The following is an 18,821-nucleotide window of genomic DNA, read 5'->3' as shown; positions in this document are numbered from 1 at the left end:
TTACTCTTGGCTGAAGGCTTTGTCGGCCAACACCCGTTGGGCAGGCATCCGGTAGGGGTTGGAGGCGTCGGCGGCCACCAGTTCCAGCGTGGCGCGGGCCTCCGGCAGCTGCTTGGCCTTCCACTGCGCCATGCCCATGTGGTAGTTGGCCTTGCCGGTCAGGGCCGAGCCGGGCTGCAGGGTTACCCGCCGCAGAAACGACCGGGCCGCGTTGGCCTCACCCATGCTCAGTAGAAAGATGCCGTTGTAGTAGAGCAGCGTATCCCGGCCTACGTTGTCGGTGGGGATGCGGCGTAGGGTGCGCAGGGCCGCCTGGTAGTGGCCGGTCTGGTACTGTTCCATGGCTTCGGCCAGCAAGGGGCGGCCCAGCAGAGCCGGCGTGGCGGACAGGCCGTCGTCGGGCTGGTAGTACCGCTCCCAGGCCGAGACGTTGCTGCCGGCGGGCCGGAGCAGCGCCCAGGCCAGCAAAGCCAGCAGCACTACGCTGGCGGCTACTACGCCCCAGCGGATCTGACTGCGGCGCTGGCGGCGGCGCATCCGGGTCAGGGCTTCCTGGCGCTGGTCGAGGCGCTTGTCGAGGGACTGCAGGCGGTGGGCCAGGGTCTGGTGCCCGGCCACCCAGCGCAGGTCGCCGGTGAGCTGCTCGTAGGCGGCGTGGGCCCGCCGCAGGGCCTCGTCCTGCCGCAGGCGCGCCTCAAAGGCTTCCTGCTCGGCCGGAGCCATCTGCCCATCGGCAAAGCGTTCCAACTCCTCCAGGTACGGGCGCAGGTCGTCGGGCGACATCATAGGGAAACCTGACAACAGGCAGTGAAACGAAAGAACTGGAAAGCAGGAGACACCGGGCTGACCGGAATAGCGGGGGCTAAGCTACGCATAATGAAGGCAGCACAACACTAGGCTACCGGGCGGGTAACCTGCTCGTAGAACTTCCGCAGGCAGCCGGCTTTCTGTAGGCGGGCCACCGTGGCGTTGGCGTAGCCCATCTTGCCGGCTACTTTCTCGAAGTTGTAGCCCCGGAAGTAGAAGTACATAAGTACCTGCTGGCAGTCGGTGCCGAGCTGGCTGAACAGCTGCAGCACGCGCTGCCGCCGCGCCACCTCGCCTTCGGGCAGGCGGCTGCCTTCCTGGGTCGACGACGTAGCCGGCACCGAGTCGAGCCGCTCCCGGGCCATGCCGTAAAGGTAGGCGCGCAGATCGGGGGGCATCTTGGCGAGGCGGCCGTCGGCTACCTGGTCAAAGAAATCGAGCAGGACCGTGCGCAGCAGCTCGTGCGCGGGAGTCGCTTCCACGTTGTGATGACGGCGGACCCAGCGCGCAAAATGGTCCCGGTTCTGCTGGTAGAAGGTGAGCAGCAGGGACTGGTTGCCCACGCGCAGGCTGGTGAGTTGTTCGGCAGGGGGCTGGGTCACGGCAGTGGGAACGGTTAAGGAACGTGCCGGAGCGCACTATCCGGCAGCAAATGGGAGGAAATATACGCAGATAACCCGGGGGCGGGGACTCGGGGACTTGGATGGTAAGTGCCTGAGCATTGTTATCCTTGATCCAGCGTACGGCGCAGCCGAAGAGCCTGATCAGGTTTGAGCGACTGCTGTTTAAACGATATTCGTAACAGCAACTCGTTCCGCGGTGCTAGGGTTTTCAACCGCGCCGACCTTCGGTTTGCTTTGCGGATGCCCGATCAGGGATGCCAGTTGTTATACTCAATAGCAAATACCCAAGACCCCAACAACCAACAACGAACAACCAAATTGCACCTCGTACCTTTGCCCGTATGGAAACAAGCACTGCCACTACTGCCCGGGACACCGCCGTGTTCGACCTTATCCGCCGCGAAAAAGAGCGCCAGACGCACGGCATCGAGCTCATTGCCTCCGAAAACTACGTGTCGGAGCAGGTGATGCTGGCCCAGGGCTCCATTCTGACCAACAAATATGCCGAGGGCCTGCCCGGCAAGCGCTACTACGGGGGCTGCGAAATCGTGGACCTGGTGGAGCAGCTGGCCATCGACCGCGCCAAGGAGCTGTTTGGGGTGGAATGGGTGAACGTGCAGCCCCACTCCGGCGCCCAGGCCAACGCCGCGGTGATGCTGGCGGTGCTGAATCCCGGCGACAAAATCCTGGGCTTCGACCTCAGCCACGGCGGCCACCTCACCCACGGCTCCCCGGTTAACTTCTCCGGCAAGCTCTACAAGCCCAGCTTTTACGGCGTAGAGCCCGAAACCGGTCTGATCGACTGGAACAAGGTCAAGGAAACGGCCCGGCGCGAGCAGCCCAAGCTCATCATCTGCGGGGCCTCGGCCTACTCCCGCGACTGGGACTACAAGGCCCTGCGCGAAGCCGCCGACGAAGTGGGCGCCCTGCTGCTGGCCGACATTTCCCACCCTTCCGGCCTGATTGCCACCGGTTTGCTCAACAACCCGTTCGCGCACTGCCACATCGTGACGACGACCACCCACAAGACCCTGCGCGGCCCCCGGGGCGGCCTGATCATGATGGGCAAGGACTTTGAAAACCCGTTTGGGCTGAAAACGCCGAAAGGCGAGCTGCGCATGATGTCGGCCCTGCTCGACTCGGGCGTATTCCCCGGCACCCAGGGCGGGCCGCTCGAGCACGTTATCGGGGCCAAGGCCGTGGCCTTTGGCGAGGCGCTGAGCTCGGACTATAAAGAGTACACCCAGCAGGTGATTCGCAACGCCCAGGCGCTGGCCCAGGGCTTCGTGGCCCGCGGCTACCAGATTATCTCGGGCGGCACCGACAACCATCTGATGCTCATCGACCTGCGCAGCAAGGGCCTGACCGGCAAGCTGGCCGAGAACACCCTCATCAAGGCCGACATCACCATTAACAAGAACATGGTGCCGTTCGACGACAAGTCGCCGTTCGTGACCAGCGGGATGCGTATCGGCTCGGCGGCCGTCACCACCCGGGGCCTGCGGGAAGCCGACATGAGCCGGATCGTGGAGCTGATTGACGACGTGCTGATGCACCATGCCGACGAGGCCCACCTGAGCCGGGTGCGCGGGCAGGTAAATGAGTGGATGCAGAGCTTCCCGCTGTTTGCCTAGTTCAAAGCGGGAGGCTGCGCCCGGAGCCGGCCTTTTCTCGTACGTACCGGCACCGCTTCGCCCGGCGCTGCGAAAAACCTGATTTTGAAGTAGACAACTATCCGTGGAAACCACTCACAACCCGGCCGGCCGCACGCTGGACGAAACGCATGAAATGTCGTTTATCGACCACCTCGAAGCCCTGCGGTGGCATATCATCCGCGCGGCTATTGCCGTGGTGGTCTTTTCCACGGCGGCCTTTCTGGCCAAGGACTTTCTGTTCCATGACCTGATCCTGGGCCCCTCCCGCCCGGACTTCTGGACCTACCAGATGTTCTGCAAGCTGGGGCAGGCGCTCAACTCCCCGGATCTGTGCCTGAAGAAGCTCACTTTCGACCTGCAGAACCGGCAAATGAGCGGGCAGCTTTCCATGCACATCAGCACCTCGGTCATCGTGGGGCTGGCGCTGGCGTTTCCGTACACCTTCTGGGAGCTGTGGCGCTTTATCCGGCCCGGCCTGTATCCGCACGAGCGGGCCAATTCCCGGGGGGCAGTGCTGTTCGTGTCGGTGCTGTTTCTGCTGGGGCTGCTGTTCGGCTACTACGTGGCCGCCCCGCTGAGCATCAACTTCCTGGCTTCGTACCAGCTTGATGCCAGCATCGAAAACCAGATCGACCTGCAGAGCTATATCTCCACGCTCACCACCATGTCGCTGTCCTGCGCGTTCGTGTTTGAGCTGCCGATGATTGTGTATTTCCTGGCCAAAGCCGGACTGGTTACGCCCGAGGTAATGCGCATCTACCGCAAGCACGCCTTCGTAGTGATTCTCGTTATTGCCGCCGTCATCACGCCCCCGGACGTTTCCTCCCAGCTTATCGTAACCATCCCGATCATGCTGCTTTACGAGCTGAGCATTACCATCGCCAAGGTGGTGTCGCGCAACCGGCTGCAGCGCCTCAACGCCGATCTGGCCGCCAATCAGGGCGTGAGTTAAAGCACCCCTCTGGTAACGCAGCACTGCCCGCATCAGGCAATAGCACCATCAACCTACAACAGTACATCACCCATGAAAATAGCCATCGGCTCCGACCACGCCGGATTTGAGTACAAGCAGATGCTGACCCAGTGGCTGCGCGACAACGGCTACGAAGTGCAGGACTTCGGCACCCACTCGCTCGACTCCGTGGACTATCCCGACTTTGTGCACCCGCTGGCCACGAGCATCACCAACGGGGAGCAGGAGCGGGGCGTGCTGGTGTGCGGCAGCGCCAACGGGGTGTGCATCACGGCCAACAAGCACCGGGGCATCCGGGCCGCCATTGCCTGGCAGCCCGAGCTGGCCGAGCTGGCCCGGCAGCACAACGACGCCAACATCGTGTGCGTGCCCGCCCGCTTCGTAAGCGAAGAAGACGCCCGGGGCATCGTCAGCCAGTTCCTGAACACTGCCTTTGAAGGTGGCCGCCACCAGAACCGCGTCAACAAGATTGACTGCTAGTGATGAGGAGTTGAGGTTTCGTTTCTAGAGCCGAAGAGCGCCCTTTTCGCAGCGGCACTCCGCCATTGGCCCTTGAGACACAAGTGACATCAACCAAGAAAAAAGCCCCGGCGGATGCGTACGTCGGGGCTTTTTGCTGCTCCACGGCCCGGAGCCCTGCGAACGGCTGCTGCTCCCAAGCTGCGGGAAGGAGGAGTTCAATTTCCTACTTCACCTTAAACACCCCCGGAACGGAAGTAGGCTGATAGCGGCTGAAAACCACGGGCACCTTGTACTGAAGTTCGGGCAGCAGATTCCGCTGGTCAATCAGGTAGTCGGGCGGGTGGGAGCTGAACTGCCGCGACAGGCGGTACACGGCCGCATACTCGTTGAGGTGGCCGAAGTCAGCCTGGGCCAAGCGCCAGTCGAGATAGGGGCTGGCCAGCCGGTTCTGCACGTAGGGGCGCAGGTCGGGGCCGAGTACCAGCAGGCGCTGCCCCTGCACCGAGGCGTAGGCCGGGTTCGGCTGCATGGCGTAACGGCTTTCACTGGGTAGCTGCAGGGGGCGCTCCAGGCCGAGCATGGTCCGGTAGCGCAGCCCGACCACCGCCGCCAGCACCAGCAGCAGCAGTACCTCCGTCAGCCAGAGGCGCCGCGCCTTTTGCCACAGAAACAGGCTGAAGTACGTGAGCGGGGGCAAAACCAGCACCAGCGTACCCGGGGCCGTGCCCCGGCCCGCGGCCACCATCAGGCCGGCCACGAGCAGCCACACCAGCATCAGCTGCTGAAACTTGATTTGAAATACCAGGCCGAGCGACGTGGTAAACGACCGGCTCAAGGCCAGCATCAAGAGGGCGGCGGGTAAAATAAGCAGGCGCAGCTGCACGAACAGCGGCAGGCCGTCGGCCCCCGTTACCAGGCCGCGCAGGAACGGCTGCAGGTGAAGCTGGGCAAAGCCCGGCAGCGCCTCGGCGTACAGAAAGAAAGTGGCCGCCGCGGCGTAGGGAAAGAAAAACCCGCAGAGCAGCAGCAGAAAGCTGCGGAAGGAGTTAGCCGCAAAGATGATAACGGCAAACAGCCCCACCAGCAGAAACAAAGCCAGCGGCAGGTAGCACAGCGCCGCCACGCCCACCAGAAAGCCGGCCCGGAACAGACGTCGGTTGTCGTACCCTTCCCGCGAGGTGGGCAGCAGGGCGCTCAGGGCCCCGATGATGAACGTATGGCCCAGCAGCAGGGGCGAAAACGTGTCGAGGTCGGTGCTGATGGAACCCACCAGCAGGTACGTCAGGGCGGCCACGTAGCCGCGCTCAGGGTGCACGTCGGCCCGGTTGAGCACGCCGTTTAGTCGCAGCGCCTGGCCCAGCAGCAGTAGCAGCGCCAGCACCCGGTACAGCCAGAGCGGGCGGTTCATGACCATGTCCAGGGCCCCGCCCAGCAGCGCCGCCAGCGGGGCCGTGCTGTCGTACAGGTCGCGGTACAGCAGGGCGCCCTCGTGCAGCCGCTCGCCTACCAGCATGGCCCGTAGCTCGGCCGCCGTGAGGGGCACGCCCAGCCACAGCAGGGGCAGGCGCAACGCCAGAATCAGCACCAGCAGGGCGAGGAAACGGGTGGGCAGCGGGCTTTTGAAAAACTGAAGCAAGGCGAGGCGTGGAAAAGCCGGGAGAAAGCAAAAGTAACAGACCAGCCGCTTGCCGGCCCCGTGGCAGCGGGTTTCGGCTGCAGTTTCCGGTAATAAAGACGTTTGCAGGCTGAGACGCTACCCCTTACGTCCCTAACTTCCTACCTTTGCTGATTCTTATGGATAGCAAACGACAGCAAAAATTCTCCAGCCTGCTGCAGCAGGACTTGGCCGCCGTGTTTCAGCGCGACCTGCCCCACCTGTTCCCGGGCCTGCCGCCCGGCATCAGCACCGTGCGCGTGTCGCCCGACCTGGGCGTGGCCCGCATCTACCTGAGCGTGCTGCAGGAGAGCGGGGCCGAGGCCATGCTGCAGGAAGTAAAGGACAATGCCAAAGCCATCCGCCAGGCCCTGGCCAAGCGCATCCGCCAGCAGGTCCGCATCATTCCTGAGCTGGTGTTCTTTCTCGACGACAGCGCCGCCTACGCCGCCCACATGGATAAAGTGCTCGGCGACCTGCACATTCCGCCTGCTCCGGCCGAAGCCGACGAAACCGATTCCGAAGCGCCCCGCCGCCCGAAGCTTTTCGCCGACGAGGACGAGTAGCCGGTGAAGCAGTGAGGTGGCGGGTTACCCGGCCGCCTCTCTACTTCCCCATCCACCACATCACCGTTTCCCCTTTGTACTACGACCCGATTAAAAAGTCGCTTGGTGAGGTTTTCAACCGCACGCCGTGGCTGCGCCGCATTTTCTTTGTTCTGCTTGACCTGCTGCTGCTCCGCACCTGGCACGTGCACCGGGAGCTGCGCAAGTGGGCGGCCGGCCGTCAGAACGAGGCGCTTGCCATCCTCGACGCCGGCTCCGGCTACGGGCAGTACACCTACTGGCTGTCGGGCCTGAGCCGCAAGTGGACCATTCTGGCCGTCGATGTCAAGGAAGAGCAGATTGCCGACTCCAACCAGTTTTTCCGCCAGCTGGGCCGTTCCCACGTGCAGTTCGCGGTGCAGGATCTGGTGCTCTACCAGGAGCCCAACGCCTTTGACCTGGCCTTGTCGGTAGACGTGATGGAGCACATTCTGGAGGACGTGGAGGTGTTTCGCAACATCCACTCCTCGCTCAAGGACGGGGGCATGCTGCTGATTTCCACGCCATCGGACCAGGGCGGCTCCGACGTGCACGCCGATGGCGAAACCAGCTTTATCGAGGAGCACGTGCGCGACGGCTACAACATTCACGAGATTCAGCAGAAGCTGCGTACTGCCGGCTTCGAGCGGATCGAGGCACGCTACAGCTACGGGGAGCCGGGCCAGATTTCCTGGCGCCTGAGCATGAAGTACCCCATCCTGATGCTGGGCGCCTCCAAGTGGTTTTTCGTGCTGCTGCCGTTCTACTACCTGGTTACCTTCCCGTTCTGCCTGATTTTGAACTGGATTGACTCTACCACAACCCACGACTCGGGCACGGGCCTGATTGTGAAAGCCTGGAAGTAAGCCCGGCCATCTTTTCGGGTTTGCTGCCGTATCTTGCCCCTGTGTTTCCGGCCCGGCCGGCGCGCCCGTTTTCTGTCACCGCCTTAACTCACCTGTTTCGCCCCGCATGAACGTTTCCTTGCTCATTGCCCGGCGTTACTTTTCGTCCAAGAAAAAGCGCAACATCATCAGCATCATCTCCAACATCTCGATGGTGGGGGTGGCGGTCGGCACCATGGCGCTTATCATCGTGCTGTCGGTGTTCAACGGGCTTGAGGATCTGGTTCGCTCGCTCTACGGCAAGTCCGACCCCGACCTGGTGATTTCGGCGGTGCAGGGCAAGGCCTTCCCGGTGAATACGGCCCTGCTTCAGCGCATCAGCACGACTTCGGGCGTGGCACTCGTAACCGAGGTTATCGAAGACAATGCCCTGCTGCAGTACCACGACCGCCAGATGGTGGTGAAGATGAAGGGCGTCAGTGAGAACTACTTCGGCCAAAGCCATATCGACTCGGCCATCGTGGAAGGTGACCACCGCCTGAGCCGGCAGGGGCAGCAGTACGCCCTGCTTGGCGCTGGCGTGCAGCACGAGCTCAGCATTGCCCTCAACAACCCCCTGGCGCCGATGCGCCTGCTCTACCCCCGCAACACCGGCAAGAAGACCCTGTCGTTCAACCCCGAAAACGCGTTCAACGAGCAAACCATCCAGGCCGGGGGCGTCTTCCTGATCGAGCAGCACATCGACGACAGCTACATCTTCGTGCCCATCGACTTTGCCCAGAACCTGCTGGGCTACGGGGCCAAGCGGACGGCCCTGGAAGTAAAGGTGGGCGCCAGCCGCGACATCGGAGACGTGAAGAGTGAGCTGCGCAAAATGCTCGGCAAGGACTTCAAGGTACTGGACTCCGACGAGCAGCACGTGAGCCTGCTCAAGGCCATCAAGGTGGAGAAAATGTTCGTGTTTATCACCTTCACCTTTATCCTGCTCATCGCCTCGCTTAATATCTTCTTCTCCCTGTCCATGCTGGTCATCGACAAGAAGAAGGACATTGCCATCCTGATGGCCATGGGCTCGAGCAGCCAGGCGGTGCGCAATATCTTTTTGTTTGAGGGCGCCATTGTGGCCCTGGCCGGCGCTATTTCAGGCCTGGTGCTGGGGGTGGGAATCTGTTGGCTGCAACAGACGTTTGGGCTGGTGTCGATGGGGATGGCCACGAGCGTAGTCGACTCGTACCCGGTGAAAATGCAGCTCACCGATATCGTGCTGACGGGTCTGGCCATCATTGTAATTACTATCGGAGTATCCATCCGACCGGCGCTGAATGCATCGCACCTGGATGTGCGCGAAAACCTGTAACCCATTCGGGCTTTGGGCAGTATTGCCCATACCAGCGCCTGATTTTGGGGCAGGAGTAGCTATCATTCAATGATTTAACTATTCCGATAATTAGGCGAAATACAGTGGCGGATGGCAGTCAATCCGTTATTTGTGCTTACTTTCAAGGCTGCAAATAGTCGCCGCTTATGAAGGTGTCAACTTTACAGCCTTTTCAAATTGTTTATTCACTGCTCGAACACGAGTATTTAGGATATCTTTTTGAGTCTTATGTCGTCCAGCGGAACCCCCGCGGGCAACTCACCCTCCAGCACCAGACGGTATCGGCCAAGAACGCGCCGGAGTTTGCCGACGGGCTGGATGAAATCGATTTTGAGCTGGTCGCTCTCACCGACCAGATCCAGCAGGACGCCGTCATCAAGGAGTTCTGGCCCCGAAAAAAAACCACTCCCGCCGATTTCTTCCTGAAGATCTACGACGCCGACAAGGGCGACAAGGGCCTGCAGGAGCAGATTGCGCGGTACGTGCAGGAACGGATGGGCCAGATTCTGGCCCGCCTCCAGGGCAAGCAGGTGTTCATCATGGGCAAGGACGGGGAGCCTACCTGGAAGGAAATCGGCCTGGCGCCGGAGCCGGCCTCGGTGCTGTTTCACTTCCGCCGCAACGAGGAAAGCACCCACTACTTCCCCACCATCCAGTTTCAGGGCCAGAAGCTCGACTTCCAGTTCAAGGACTCGGTGCTGATCTGCTCCCAGCCCGCCTGGATGCTGGTCGGCAACACGCTGCACAACTTCCGCAACGATGTGGACGGCAAGAAGCTACAGCCTTTCCTGAACAAGAAGTACATCATCATTCCCCGCCAGGTCGAGGACAGCTACTTCCAGCGCTTCGTGGCGCCCCTGGTCGAGTCGTTCGACGTGCACGCCCGGGGCTTCGACATTCGCTCGGAGCGGTACGTGGCCCGGCCCCAGCTTACGTTTTCCGATACGCCAGTGGCTTCCGTGGTAGCGGTAGGCGCCGGCGGCAGCCGGGGTGGAACGGCGGTGGCCACCGCGCCTTCCGACCACATTCACTTCGACCTCTCCTTTCGTTACGGCGACCATACCGTGCCCAACAGCTACGACAAGCGGGTGAGCGTGAAGGTAGAGAAGACCGAGGACTCCTATATCTTCCACCGCCTGATCCGCAACCTGGACCGGGAGCAGGAAATTATCCGGGAGCTGGCCGACCGCGCCCTGGAAGTCCGCAACGGCCGCGCGGTTCTGGAAAAAGCCACTGCCTTCCGCTGGCTGCACCACCACGCCGAAGACCTCTCGCGCCTGGGCTTTACCGTGCAGCAGAGCAGCACCTCGGGCAAAGACTACTTTATCGGCACCGTGTCGGTGGAGGTCGGTATCACCGAAACCAACGACTGGTTTGACGTGCACGGCACCGTGCGCTTCGGCGAGTTTGAAATCCCGTTTATCAAGCTGCGGCCCTACATTCTCAACAAGCGGCCCGAGTTCCGTTTGCCCAACGGGCAGATTGCCATCATTCCCGAGGAGTGGTTTACGCAGTACCTGGAGCTGTTTGCCTTCTCGGAGGAAAACGCCCACTCGCTCACGCTGCGCAAGCACCACATGGCGCTGGTGTCGGACCTGCAGAACGGCAACCTGGCCAGCGTCACGATGTCGCGCAAGCTGGAAAAGCTGCGCGAGTTTGAAGCCGTGGAGTCCAAGCCCCTGCCAGCTGGGTTCAAGGGCGAGTTGCGCCCTTACCAGAAGGCGGGCTACGACTGGCTGCACTTCGTGAAAGACTATCGGTTCGGCGGCTGCCTGGCCGACGATATGGGCCTGGGCAAGACCGTGCAGACCCTGGCTTTGCTGCTCGACCGCAAGGAAAGTGGCGACGCGGCCGGGGCGGCTTCGCTGCTCGTAATGCCGACGTCTCTGGTGTACAACTGGATGAGCGAGGCGCAGAAGTTTACGCCCGGCCTGCGCATCCTGACGTACACCGGCACCTACCGCGACAAAAACGTGGAGCAGTTTGCCGACTACGACGTTATCCTGACCAGCTACGGCATCGTGCGACTCGACGCGGAGCTGCTGCGCACCTACAGCTTCGACTACGTGATTCTGGACGAGTCGCAGGCCATCAAGAACCCCAGCTCTACGACCTCCCAGGCGGTGCGGGGGCTCCGCTCGCGCCACCGGCTGATTCTGACCGGTACGCCGGTCGAAAACAGCACGATGGACCTCTGGTCGCAGATGTCGTTTATCAACCCTGGCCTGCTGGGCACCCAGGCATTCTTCCGCAAGGAGTTCCTGAAGCCCATCGAGAAAGGCAAGGACGAAGGCCGCACGCGCCGCCTCCACGCCCTGATCAAGCCCTTCATCCTGCGCCGCCACAAGGCCCAGGTAGCCCGGGAGCTGCCCGCCAAGATCGAGCACCTCAGCTACTGCCCCATGACCGACGAGCAGGCGCAGTGCTACGAGGAAACCAAAAGCTACTACCGCAACAAGATCCTCAAGAACATCGAGGAGCACGGCACGGCCGGCACCCAGTTTATGCTGCTGCAGGGCCTGACCAAGCTGCGCCAGATTGCCAACCACCCCCAGATGGCCGACGAAACCTACGAGGCGGAGTCGGGCAAGCTGCGCGAAGTGGTGCGCATGATTAAGAGCGTGGTGGCCGAAGGACACAAGGTGCTGGTGTTTAGTCAGTTCGTGAAGCACCTCGACCTGGTGCGGGCCTCGCTCGACGAGAAACACATGGAGTACGCCTACCTCGACGGCAACACCCGGGACCGGCACAAGGAAGTGGCCCGGTTCCAGGAAACCGAGGACCTGCGCATCTTCCTGATTTCGTTGAAAGCCGGGGGCGTGGGCCTCAACCTCACCGCCGCCGACTACGTGTTCATCCTCGACCCCTGGTGGAACCCCGCCGTGGAAGCCCAGGCCGTGGACCGCGCCCACCGCATCGGGCAGCAGCGCACCGTGTTCACCTACAAGTTCATCACCAAGAACACGGTGGAGGAGAAGATCCTGGCGCTGCAGAACAAGAAGATTCAGCTGGTTACCGACCTGATTACCACCGACGAGGCCATCATCAAGAGCCTGACCAAGGAGGATATCGAGGAGCTGCTCGGCTAGGCTGCTTTCCCAACTTAAAGGCCTGCTGCCGCATTCGTGCGGGGCAGGCCTTTTTTTATGCCCGCTGCCTGGCGAACTCCCGAACCAGTTCCGTCAGTCGCTCAACGTCGGCTGTAGTGTGCAGGGCATTGAGCACCACGCGCGTGATGCAGGCATCGGCCGGGGTGGGGTAGGAGAAGCTGGATATCAGCACGTCCCGCGCTTCCAGAAACGCGCACAGTTCGTTGGCAGGCGTGTAAAACACCGGAAAGTCTGGAAGAGCGCGAAACAAACCCGGACCGGCCGTGCCGGCGGCAAACTGCGCCACGTTCCTGGCCAGCCGCTGCCGGGCCAGGCGGTAAACCTGCTGAGCTTCCAGAAAAGCCCAGAGGTAAGCCGGCGGAATAGGAGAGCTGGCCCCAAAAAAGCCCTGGCTGCGCAGCCGGGTAATAAAAGCCGCATCCGACAAGACGACCCCGCCGGGAATGCCCAGCGCCTTGCCCATCGAGCTGACGACGACTACCCGCACGTTGGCCGGCACCTGCAGCTGGCTGAAAATGCCTGCCCCGTCCGGGCCGGTAATGCCAAAGCCATGGGAGTCGTCGATCAGCAACGTCAGGGGCTTGTGGGTGGGCAGCTCCCGGGTCCAGCCAAAGTCGCAGGGCTCCAGCCGCAGCGGGTCCAGGGAGTTGCTGACGATGACCGTAGCGGCTTCCGCACCGGAGTGCAGCTCCTGCAGCAGGCGGGAAGCCCAGTCGCGGTGGGTGCCGGCCGGGGCGGTGTCGGGCGAGTCGGCCAGCCACGCAGCCGGGTGCGTTCCGGGCGCGTAGGCAAACTCCCCGGTGCCCCGCAGCGCCGCCACGGCCATCTGCCCCGCCAGGTAGCCCGACGATACGGTAACGGCAGCTTCCGCCCCAGTGTAGGCCGCCAGATACGCCTCGGCTTCGTCGAACACCCGCAGGCGCAGGTTGGAATGGCGGGAGCTGGAGTAGTTAGTGCCGTAGCGTAAAAGTCCCTCGGTCAGCAGAACGGCAAACTCGGGGTTGCGCGCAATGCCTAGGTAGCCCGTGCCGCTGCAAAACAGGTACTCGCGGCCGTCTTCGGTGACAAGCGTGCGGCCGGGCAGGTGGTCGATTTCGGGCATTGGGTGGGCGTTGTTGGAGCGGGAAGATAGACGCCAACGAGGTAAGCCGGCAACGCCGGTTAAACAAAGCTTACCCCCGGACGTTCTGCTACCATGCACCTACTGCTCCGCACCCGCGTTGCCCAGCCGCCCCGGCAGGTTCTGGCCGGCTTCACCCGGGAGCTGTTCCTGGCCCTAGCCCCGCCTTTCCCCAGGCTCAACCTGTTGCGCTTCGACGGCTGCCTGACCGGCGACCAGGTGGAAATTGAGCTGGTGGCCGGGCCGGTGCGGCAGCGGTGGACCAGCCTGATTACCGACCATGGCGAGCAGCCTGACGGCACCTGCTTTTTCGTGGACGAGGGCCAGCAGCTGCCCGGGCCCCTGCGCTACTGGCGGCACCGCCACCTCATCGAGCCCGCCGGCACCGGCAGCACGATTACCGAGGATATCGAGTACCGCACGGCGTCGCCGCTGCTGGACCGGTTGCTGTACCCGGTTATGTGGGCCCAGTTTGCCTACCGCAGTCCGGTGTACCAGCGCTTATTCGGCCGGCCCTAGGGTCAGCACCATGCGGATATCGGCCCGCTGGTACTCGGACGGCAGCAGGGGCGCTTCGGCAAAGCCCAGCTTGCGGTAGAGCGAGAGAGCGGGCGTAAGAATCCGGTTCGAAAGCAGTTCGACGTGGCGAGCACCAGCTTCGCGGGCCTGAGCTATGGCCGCCTGTCCCAGCAGAAACCCGATGCCCAGGCCCTGGGCTTTCGGCGAAACCGCCATCTTGGCCAGCTCAAAGTTGCCGTCGGGCTCCCGGATCAGGGCGGCGGTGCCCACGGCTTCGCCCTGCTGTTCGGCCATAAAGATAAAGCCGCCCGGAGCCAGAATGTAGCCCTGCGGATCTTCCAGCATGCGGCGGTCCAGGTCTTCGAGGGTAAAGTAGCGGGTAATCCATTCCTTGTTCAGCGCCTGAAAAGCGGCCTGATGCCCGGGGTGGTAGGCGACAATGGTTATGGCGTCGGAGCGGGTGGTCATGAGTAAAGCAGGAAATACGGCGGCGAAGGACGCGCCACGCGCCATGCCAGTCAAGAGCGCACGCCCGGGGCCGGTTACTTACAGCCGGGGAAGTTTTGCGCCCCGGCGCGGCAAAGGCCAGTTTCAAGAAGGAGAAGTCAACGCATTATTTTGCTGGCAATGCGTCCGGCCCCAGCGCCACATCTGCTTAAGCACGGGGCAGAGGGTGTAGCCATGCTCGGTAAGGCTGTACTCCACGCGCGGCGGCACCTCGGGGTACACCTGCCGCCGCACCAGCCCGGCGGCTTCCAGCTCCCGCAGCTGCTTGGTCAGAATCCGCTCACTGACTTCGCCCAGATGGCGGCGCACCTCGCTGAAGCGCCGGGGCGCTGGGTTCAGGAAAATGAGAATATCGGGCTTGTGCTTGCCCTTAATCAGCTGGATCAGGGCGTCGATAGGATTGTCCATGACGCGAGTGTACGCAGGTTTCAGGACGCCAGCTTGGGCCGGGGTGCGTACCTTTACGGTTCGTACCTGCTTTTTCTGTTATGTCCACCGCCATCATCACCCTCAAGCCCGGTAAAGATCATTCCCTGCGTCGTCTGCACCCCTGGGTGTTTTCGGGCGCCATCGGCCGGATGCAGGGCGAGGTAGTGGAAGGCGAAGTCGTGCAGGTGCAGGCCTCGAACGGCGAGCTGCTGGGCGTAGGGCACTATGCTCCCGGCTCCATTGCCGTGCGGATGCTGGCCTTTGGCACCGAAGCCGGCCTGCCCGATGCCCGCTTCTGGGAGGAAAAGCTGCGCAACGCCTACGCGCTGCGCCAGAGCCTGGGCCTGACCGGCACGGGCAGCACCAACGTATTCCGCCTCATCCACGCCGAGGGCGACGGGCTGCCCGGCCTCATCATCGACGTGTACGGCGACGTGGCCGTGGTGCAGGCCCACAGCGCCGGCATGTACCGGGCCCGCCCCCTGATTGCCGCCGCCCTGCAGGCCGTGCTAGGCGACAAGTTGCGAGCCATCTACGACAAAAGCTCCGAGACAGTGCCTGCCAAAGCGGCACCCGACGCCCAGAACGACTACCTGCTGGGCCAAAGCAGCGGGCAGGAGCACGTGGTGGAGGAAAACGGTCACCGCTTCGCTGTAGACTGGGAGACAGGGCAGAAAACCGGCTTCTTCATCGACCAGCGCGACAACCGCGCCCTGCTGGCCCGCTACGCCCCGGGCCGCCGGGTGCTCAACACGTTCTGCTACACCGGCGGCTTCTCGGTGTACGCCCTACAGGCCGGGGCCGAGCTGGTGCACTCCGTGGATTCCAGCAAGAAGGCCATTGAGCTGACCGACCGCAACGCCGCGCTGTCGGGGCTGGCGGAAAAGCACGAGAGCTACGCCCAGGACGTGTTCAGCTTCCTCAAGGACCGCCACAACCAGTACGACCTCATCGTGCTCGACCCGCCGGCCTTTGCCAAGCACCTCTCGGCCCGCCACAACGCGCTGATGGGCTACAAGCGCCTGAATGTGGCCGGCATCAAGCAGATTGCCCCGGGCGGACTACTGTTCACGTTCAGCTGCTCCCAGGTAGTGAGCATGGAGCTGTTTGAGGGCGCCATCATGGCCGCCGCCATCGAAGCCGGTCGCCCCGCCCGCATTCTGCACCGCCTCACCCAGCCCGCCGACCACCCCGTCAGCCTGTTCCACCCCGAGGGCGAGTACCTGAAGGGGCTGGTGCTGGCGGTCGAGTAAATTGGTGTAGTTTGGCGGCGCGGCTGCCAAACCCTGCTTCGCTCATGCTGAATCGTTTGTTTTCCCGGGCTCTGACTACAGCCGGGTTGCTTTTCACCATCGGCTGCAATCAAAGCCAGCCGGCTGAAAAGACCGCGCCTCCTAAGACTGACAGCCTGTACGTAGCGGCCCCAGCGCAGCCACACTTCAGGCGCGATACCACCGACGCCAGCCGAACTGCTTCCCAATTCGGCGGGGGTCATGATACTTCCATTTTAATCGAACAGCAGCGCTACCGCCTGCTGCTGCGGGCCGAAACCGACTCCACCAGGCCGCTGGTAGCGGTGAGTGAGGGAATTGTGGGCGAGGGTTTTGCCGACGATACCAGCACGTTTGCCCAAACCGGGCGCGTACGGGGCTACGAGGGCGGGCAGGTCATCACCCTGCTTGATCCGGCCGGCAAGCTGGTATTCCGCCGCCGGCTGCGCAAGGCTGACTTCTATTCGGTAGCCAGCCGCGACATTGTGACCGTGAGTGACCCGCAGCGACCCCGGTTTATCGGTTACCACGCCCCAAGTCAGAGTTTGATTTTTACGCTCGATATCGGCCTTCCGGCCAGCGACGTGGGGCAGCAGTGCGTAATCGTGCTGGGCCTCGATGGCCGGGTCCGCCGTCTGGCTCCCAGCTACGCGTCGAGCTGGTCCGCGCCCGACTGCCAGCCGCGCCTGCTGGCCGACGGCACCGTGCTGACCTGCCAAGAGCTGTTCCGGCCCGACGGCCGCCGGGTGAGTCTGCGCAAGCCCAAGTCGGAGCTGTTGGCCGCTCTCGTTCTTTCCGATTCGACTTTGCTTACGATGTATCAGTACGGCGAGTACCGGGGCCGGCCCAGTGCTGACAGCAGCAGTACTGTAGGTACTGTCAGTGCGGCCTTTAACGACCCCGAATGGGTAAGCGACCCGCACAGGCGCACTACACCAAATGCCTTTATCATTACAACCAGCGGGCAGATACGGCACCGTTTCCGCTACTATGGGTTTAGTGGGGCAATCGGCTACTACATTCCCCGGCGCTACGTGCCGGCTTCGCACACCTACTACCTGCTGGACGAGGAGCAGGGCCTGCGCCTGCTCGACAAGCACCAGCCTACCTTGACCCGGGAGGTTACTTTCCGGCAGATGAAGCCGTACCGGAAACCCACTCGTCCCTGGGAAGCGCAGTTCAGCATTGAGACTGAAACCAGTGCGTTTACCTTTTACGCCGACACGCTGCATCCGGAACAGGTGCGCTATCAGCGGAAAGTGCGGTAGCGGAAGAGACGATTCGCTGATTCTGCTGTTATTCCGGTTTACCGCTCCGCCATGCCCTTAACGTCTGCCCGCCATTCTTCCCGTTCTTCCAGCGCCTTTAAGCAGCCCGTGGCCGTTATCGGGGCCGGTATTGCCGGTATTGCGGCCGCCGTCCGGCTGGGGTTGCGGGGCCACGCCGTGACGGTGTTTGAGGGGCAGGCCTCGTTCGGGGGCAAGATGCACGAGTTCACCCTGCCCGGCGGCTACCGGTTCGACGCGGGCCCTTCGCTGTTTACCTTGCCGGCGTTGGTGGACGAGCTGTTTCAGCTGGCCGGGCGCGACCCCCGCGACCATTTTCGCTATGAGCGGCTCGACCCCATCACCCAGTACTTCTTTGCCGACGGCACCCGCCTCACCGCCTGGGCCGACGAAGCGAAGTTTGCCGCTGAGGTGGAAGCCAAGCTCGGCACGCCGGCCGCCGATGTGCTGCGGTTTCTGCGCCAGAGCGGGCAGGCCTACGATGCCACCGCCGGCACGTTTCTGCAAAAGTCCCTGCACAAGGCCGGCACCTACCTCAGCCCTGATGTGCTCAAGGCCCTGGCCGCGCTGCCCCAGCTGGGCCTTACCAGCACCATGCACCAGCACCACGCCCGGGCGTTTCAGGACCCGCGCCTCGTGCAGCTGTTCGACCGGTTTGCCACCTATAACGGCTCCGACCCCTACCAGGCTCCGGCTACGCTTAGTTTGATTCCTCATCTCGAGCACGGGGTGGGTGCCTTTTACCCCGAGGGCGGCATCTACAGCATTGCCCGCAGCCTGGTGGAGCTGGCCGAGGAAGTAGGCGTGCAGTTTCGCTACAACGAGCCGGTCGAGGAAATTCTGACTGCCAAAGGCCGCATCACCGGCGTGCGCACTGCCCAGGACGTGTACGACTTCGGCTTGGTAGTCAGCAACATGGACGTAGTGCCCACCTACCGTAAGCTCCTGCCCCGGGAGCCGGCCCCGGAGCGCACCCTGAGCCAGCCCCGGTCCTCGTCGGCCCTGATTTTCTACTGGGGCATCGGCCGGGAGTTTGCTGAGCTGGGCGTGCACAACATCTTTTTCTCAGCTGACTATAAGCGCGAGTTTGAGGCCATCTTCGAGCAGCGCACGGTGAGCGACGACCCTACGGTGTACGTGAACATCACCGCCCACAAAACGCCCGGCGACGCCCCGCCCGGGCACGAGAACTGGTTTGTGATGGTGAATGTGCCCCACGACCAGGGCCAGGAGTGGGACGGGCTGATTACCAAAACCCGGACGGCGGTGCTGGCGAAGCTGAGCCGGCTGCTGGGTACGGAGGTCGAGCCCCTGATCCGGGCCGAGCAGGTGTGGGACCCGCGGGGCATTGAGGTGCGGACATCGTCGGTGGGCGGGGCGCTGTACGGCAGCAGCTCGAACAATACCCTTGCCGCTTTCCTACGCCACCCCAACTTTTCGCGTAAGCTGGAAGGACTGTACTTTTGCGGGGGCAGCGTCCACCCGGGCGGCGGAATCCCCCTCTGCCTGCTTTCGGCCAAAATCGTGGCCGGCCTCATTTCTAATTAATTAAGAATTAAGAATTAGTAATTAAGAATTGCAGCGCCGGTGCTGGCGAG

Annotated in this window: 17 protein-coding genes; 11 read left to right on the top strand and 6 right to left on the bottom strand. The window is 62.7% G+C overall.

Annotated features, from left to right (window positions below; genetic code table 11):
• Both LJY25_RS04430 and LJY25_RS04425 read right to left on the bottom strand, forming a co-directional pair.
• Entirely contained in the window at nucleotides 1-786 is a 786-nt protein-coding gene (locus LJY25_RS04430; RefSeq protein ID WP_227607031.1) for a hypothetical protein, read from the bottom strand.
• A gap of 107 nt (nucleotides 787-893) precedes the next feature.
• On the bottom strand, nucleotides 894-1,409 hold the full coding sequence (locus tag LJY25_RS04425; protein WP_227607030.1) for a sigma-70 RNA polymerase sigma factor region 4 domain-containing protein: 516 nt from the start codon (nucleotides 1,407-1,409) through the stop codon (nucleotides 894-896).
• Nucleotides 1,410-1,771: 362 nt separating this feature from the next.
• Here LJY25_RS04425 and LJY25_RS04420 point away from each other — a divergent pair, with 362 nt between their 5' ends.
• The 3 genes from LJY25_RS04420 (at nucleotide 1,772) to rpiB (ending at nucleotide 4,538) form a co-directional block, all read left to right on the top strand.
• Complete coding sequence (locus tag LJY25_RS04420; RefSeq protein WP_227607029.1) at nucleotides 1,772-3,064, top strand: serine hydroxymethyltransferase; 1,293 nt, start codon at nucleotides 1,772-1,774, stop codon at nucleotides 3,062-3,064.
• Nucleotides 3,065-3,167: 103 nt separating this feature from the next.
• Nucleotides 3,168-4,037 carry a twin-arginine translocase subunit TatC gene (gene tatC, locus LJY25_RS04415; RefSeq protein WP_317206576.1) on the top strand — a complete coding sequence of 290 codons (870 nt, stop codon included), beginning with the start codon at nucleotides 3,168-3,170 and terminating at the stop codon, nucleotides 4,035-4,037.
• Between the two features lie 72 nt (nucleotides 4,038-4,109).
• Entirely contained in the window at nucleotides 4,110-4,538 is a 429-nt protein-coding gene (gene rpiB / locus LJY25_RS04410) for a ribose 5-phosphate isomerase B (protein ID WP_227607028.1), read from the top strand.
• Between the two features lie 205 nt (nucleotides 4,539-4,743).
• On the opposite strand, the gene LJY25_RS04405 is transcribed toward rpiB, so the two are convergent.
• Entirely contained in the window at nucleotides 4,744-6,156 is a 1,413-nt protein-coding gene (locus LJY25_RS04405) for a hypothetical protein (RefSeq protein ID WP_227607027.1), read from the bottom strand.
• A gap of 158 nt (nucleotides 6,157-6,314) precedes the next feature.
• Here LJY25_RS04405 and LJY25_RS04400 point away from each other — a divergent pair, with 158 nt between their 5' ends.
• From LJY25_RS04400 to LJY25_RS04385, 4 genes are all read left to right on the top strand, one after another.
• Nucleotides 6,315-6,740, top strand: a complete 426-nt coding sequence (locus tag LJY25_RS04400) for a ribosome-binding factor A (RefSeq protein ID WP_227607026.1) — start codon at nucleotides 6,315-6,317, stop codon at nucleotides 6,738-6,740.
• Between the two features lie 11 nt (nucleotides 6,741-6,751).
• Complete coding sequence (locus LJY25_RS04395; RefSeq protein ID WP_227607025.1) at nucleotides 6,752-7,624, top strand: class I SAM-dependent methyltransferase; 873 nt, start codon at nucleotides 6,752-6,754, stop codon at nucleotides 7,622-7,624.
• 106 nt (nucleotides 7,625-7,730) lie between these two features.
• Nucleotides 7,731-8,960, top strand: a complete 1,230-nt coding sequence (locus LJY25_RS04390; RefSeq protein WP_227607024.1) for an ABC transporter permease — start codon at nucleotides 7,731-7,733, stop codon at nucleotides 8,958-8,960.
• Nucleotides 8,961-9,127: 167 nt separating this feature from the next.
• On the top strand, nucleotides 9,128-12,070 hold the full coding sequence (locus LJY25_RS04385; RefSeq protein ID WP_227607023.1) for an SNF2-related protein: 2,943 nt from the start codon (nucleotides 9,128-9,130) through the stop codon (nucleotides 12,068-12,070).
• 55 nt (nucleotides 12,071-12,125) lie between these two features.
• Here the strand turns inward: LJY25_RS04385 and LJY25_RS04380 are convergent, their stop codons facing one another.
• The gene (locus tag LJY25_RS04380; protein ID WP_227607022.1) at nucleotides 12,126-13,193 is read right to left on the bottom strand and encodes an aminotransferase class I/II-fold pyridoxal phosphate-dependent enzyme; all 1,068 of its coding nucleotides are present in this window, start codon (nucleotides 13,191-13,193) and stop codon (nucleotides 12,126-12,128) included.
• 93 nt (nucleotides 13,194-13,286) lie between these two features.
• On the opposite strand from LJY25_RS04380, the gene LJY25_RS04375 reads away from it, so the two are divergent.
• Nucleotides 13,287-13,730, top strand: a complete 444-nt coding sequence (locus tag LJY25_RS04375) for an SRPBCC family protein (protein ID WP_227607021.1) — start codon at nucleotides 13,287-13,289, stop codon at nucleotides 13,728-13,730.
• Here LJY25_RS04375 and LJY25_RS04370 read toward each other — a convergent pair.
• Together LJY25_RS04370 and LJY25_RS04365 are read right to left on the bottom strand one after the other, a co-directional pair.
• On the bottom strand, nucleotides 13,713-14,198 hold the full coding sequence (locus tag LJY25_RS04370; protein WP_227607020.1) for a GNAT family N-acetyltransferase: 486 nt from the start codon (nucleotides 14,196-14,198) through the stop codon (nucleotides 13,713-13,715). The two genes, LJY25_RS04375 and LJY25_RS04370, sit on opposite strands and share 18 nt — an antisense overlap.
• A 123-nt stretch (nucleotides 14,199-14,321) precedes the next feature.
• Nucleotides 14,322-14,645 carry a winged helix-turn-helix transcriptional regulator gene (locus tag LJY25_RS04365; RefSeq protein ID WP_227607019.1) on the bottom strand — a complete coding sequence of 108 codons (324 nt, stop codon included), beginning with the start codon at nucleotides 14,643-14,645 and terminating at the stop codon, nucleotides 14,322-14,324.
• Nucleotides 14,646-14,725: 80 nt separating this feature from the next.
• Here LJY25_RS04365 and LJY25_RS04360 point away from each other — a divergent pair, with 80 nt between their 5' ends.
• The 3 genes from LJY25_RS04360 to crtD are packed head-to-tail and all read left to right on the top strand — an operon-like array spanning nucleotide 14,726 to nucleotide 18,771.
• Nucleotides 14,726-15,919 (top strand): class I SAM-dependent rRNA methyltransferase, encoded by a 1,194-nt coding sequence (locus LJY25_RS04360; RefSeq protein WP_227607018.1) that lies wholly within the window; start codon nucleotides 14,726-14,728, stop codon nucleotides 15,917-15,919.
• Nucleotides 15,920-15,963: 44 nt separating this feature from the next.
• Complete coding sequence (locus LJY25_RS04355) at nucleotides 15,964-17,205, top strand: hypothetical protein (RefSeq protein ID WP_227607017.1); 1,242 nt, start codon at nucleotides 15,964-15,966, stop codon at nucleotides 17,203-17,205.
• 51 nt (nucleotides 17,206-17,256) lie between these two features.
• A complete protein-coding gene (gene crtD / locus LJY25_RS04350) occupies nucleotides 17,257-18,771 on the top strand; it encodes a 1-hydroxycarotenoid 3,4-desaturase CrtD (RefSeq protein ID WP_227607016.1) in 1,515 nt (504 codons plus the stop codon).
• The last annotated feature ends 50 nt before the right edge of the window (nucleotides 18,772-18,821 follow it).

The organism is Hymenobacter translucens (assembly GCF_020685205.1).
Classification (GTDB): Bacteria; Bacteroidota; Bacteroidia; order Cytophagales; family Hymenobacteraceae; genus Hymenobacter; species Hymenobacter translucens.
This window is presented reverse-complemented; position numbering and strand designations above follow the sequence as displayed.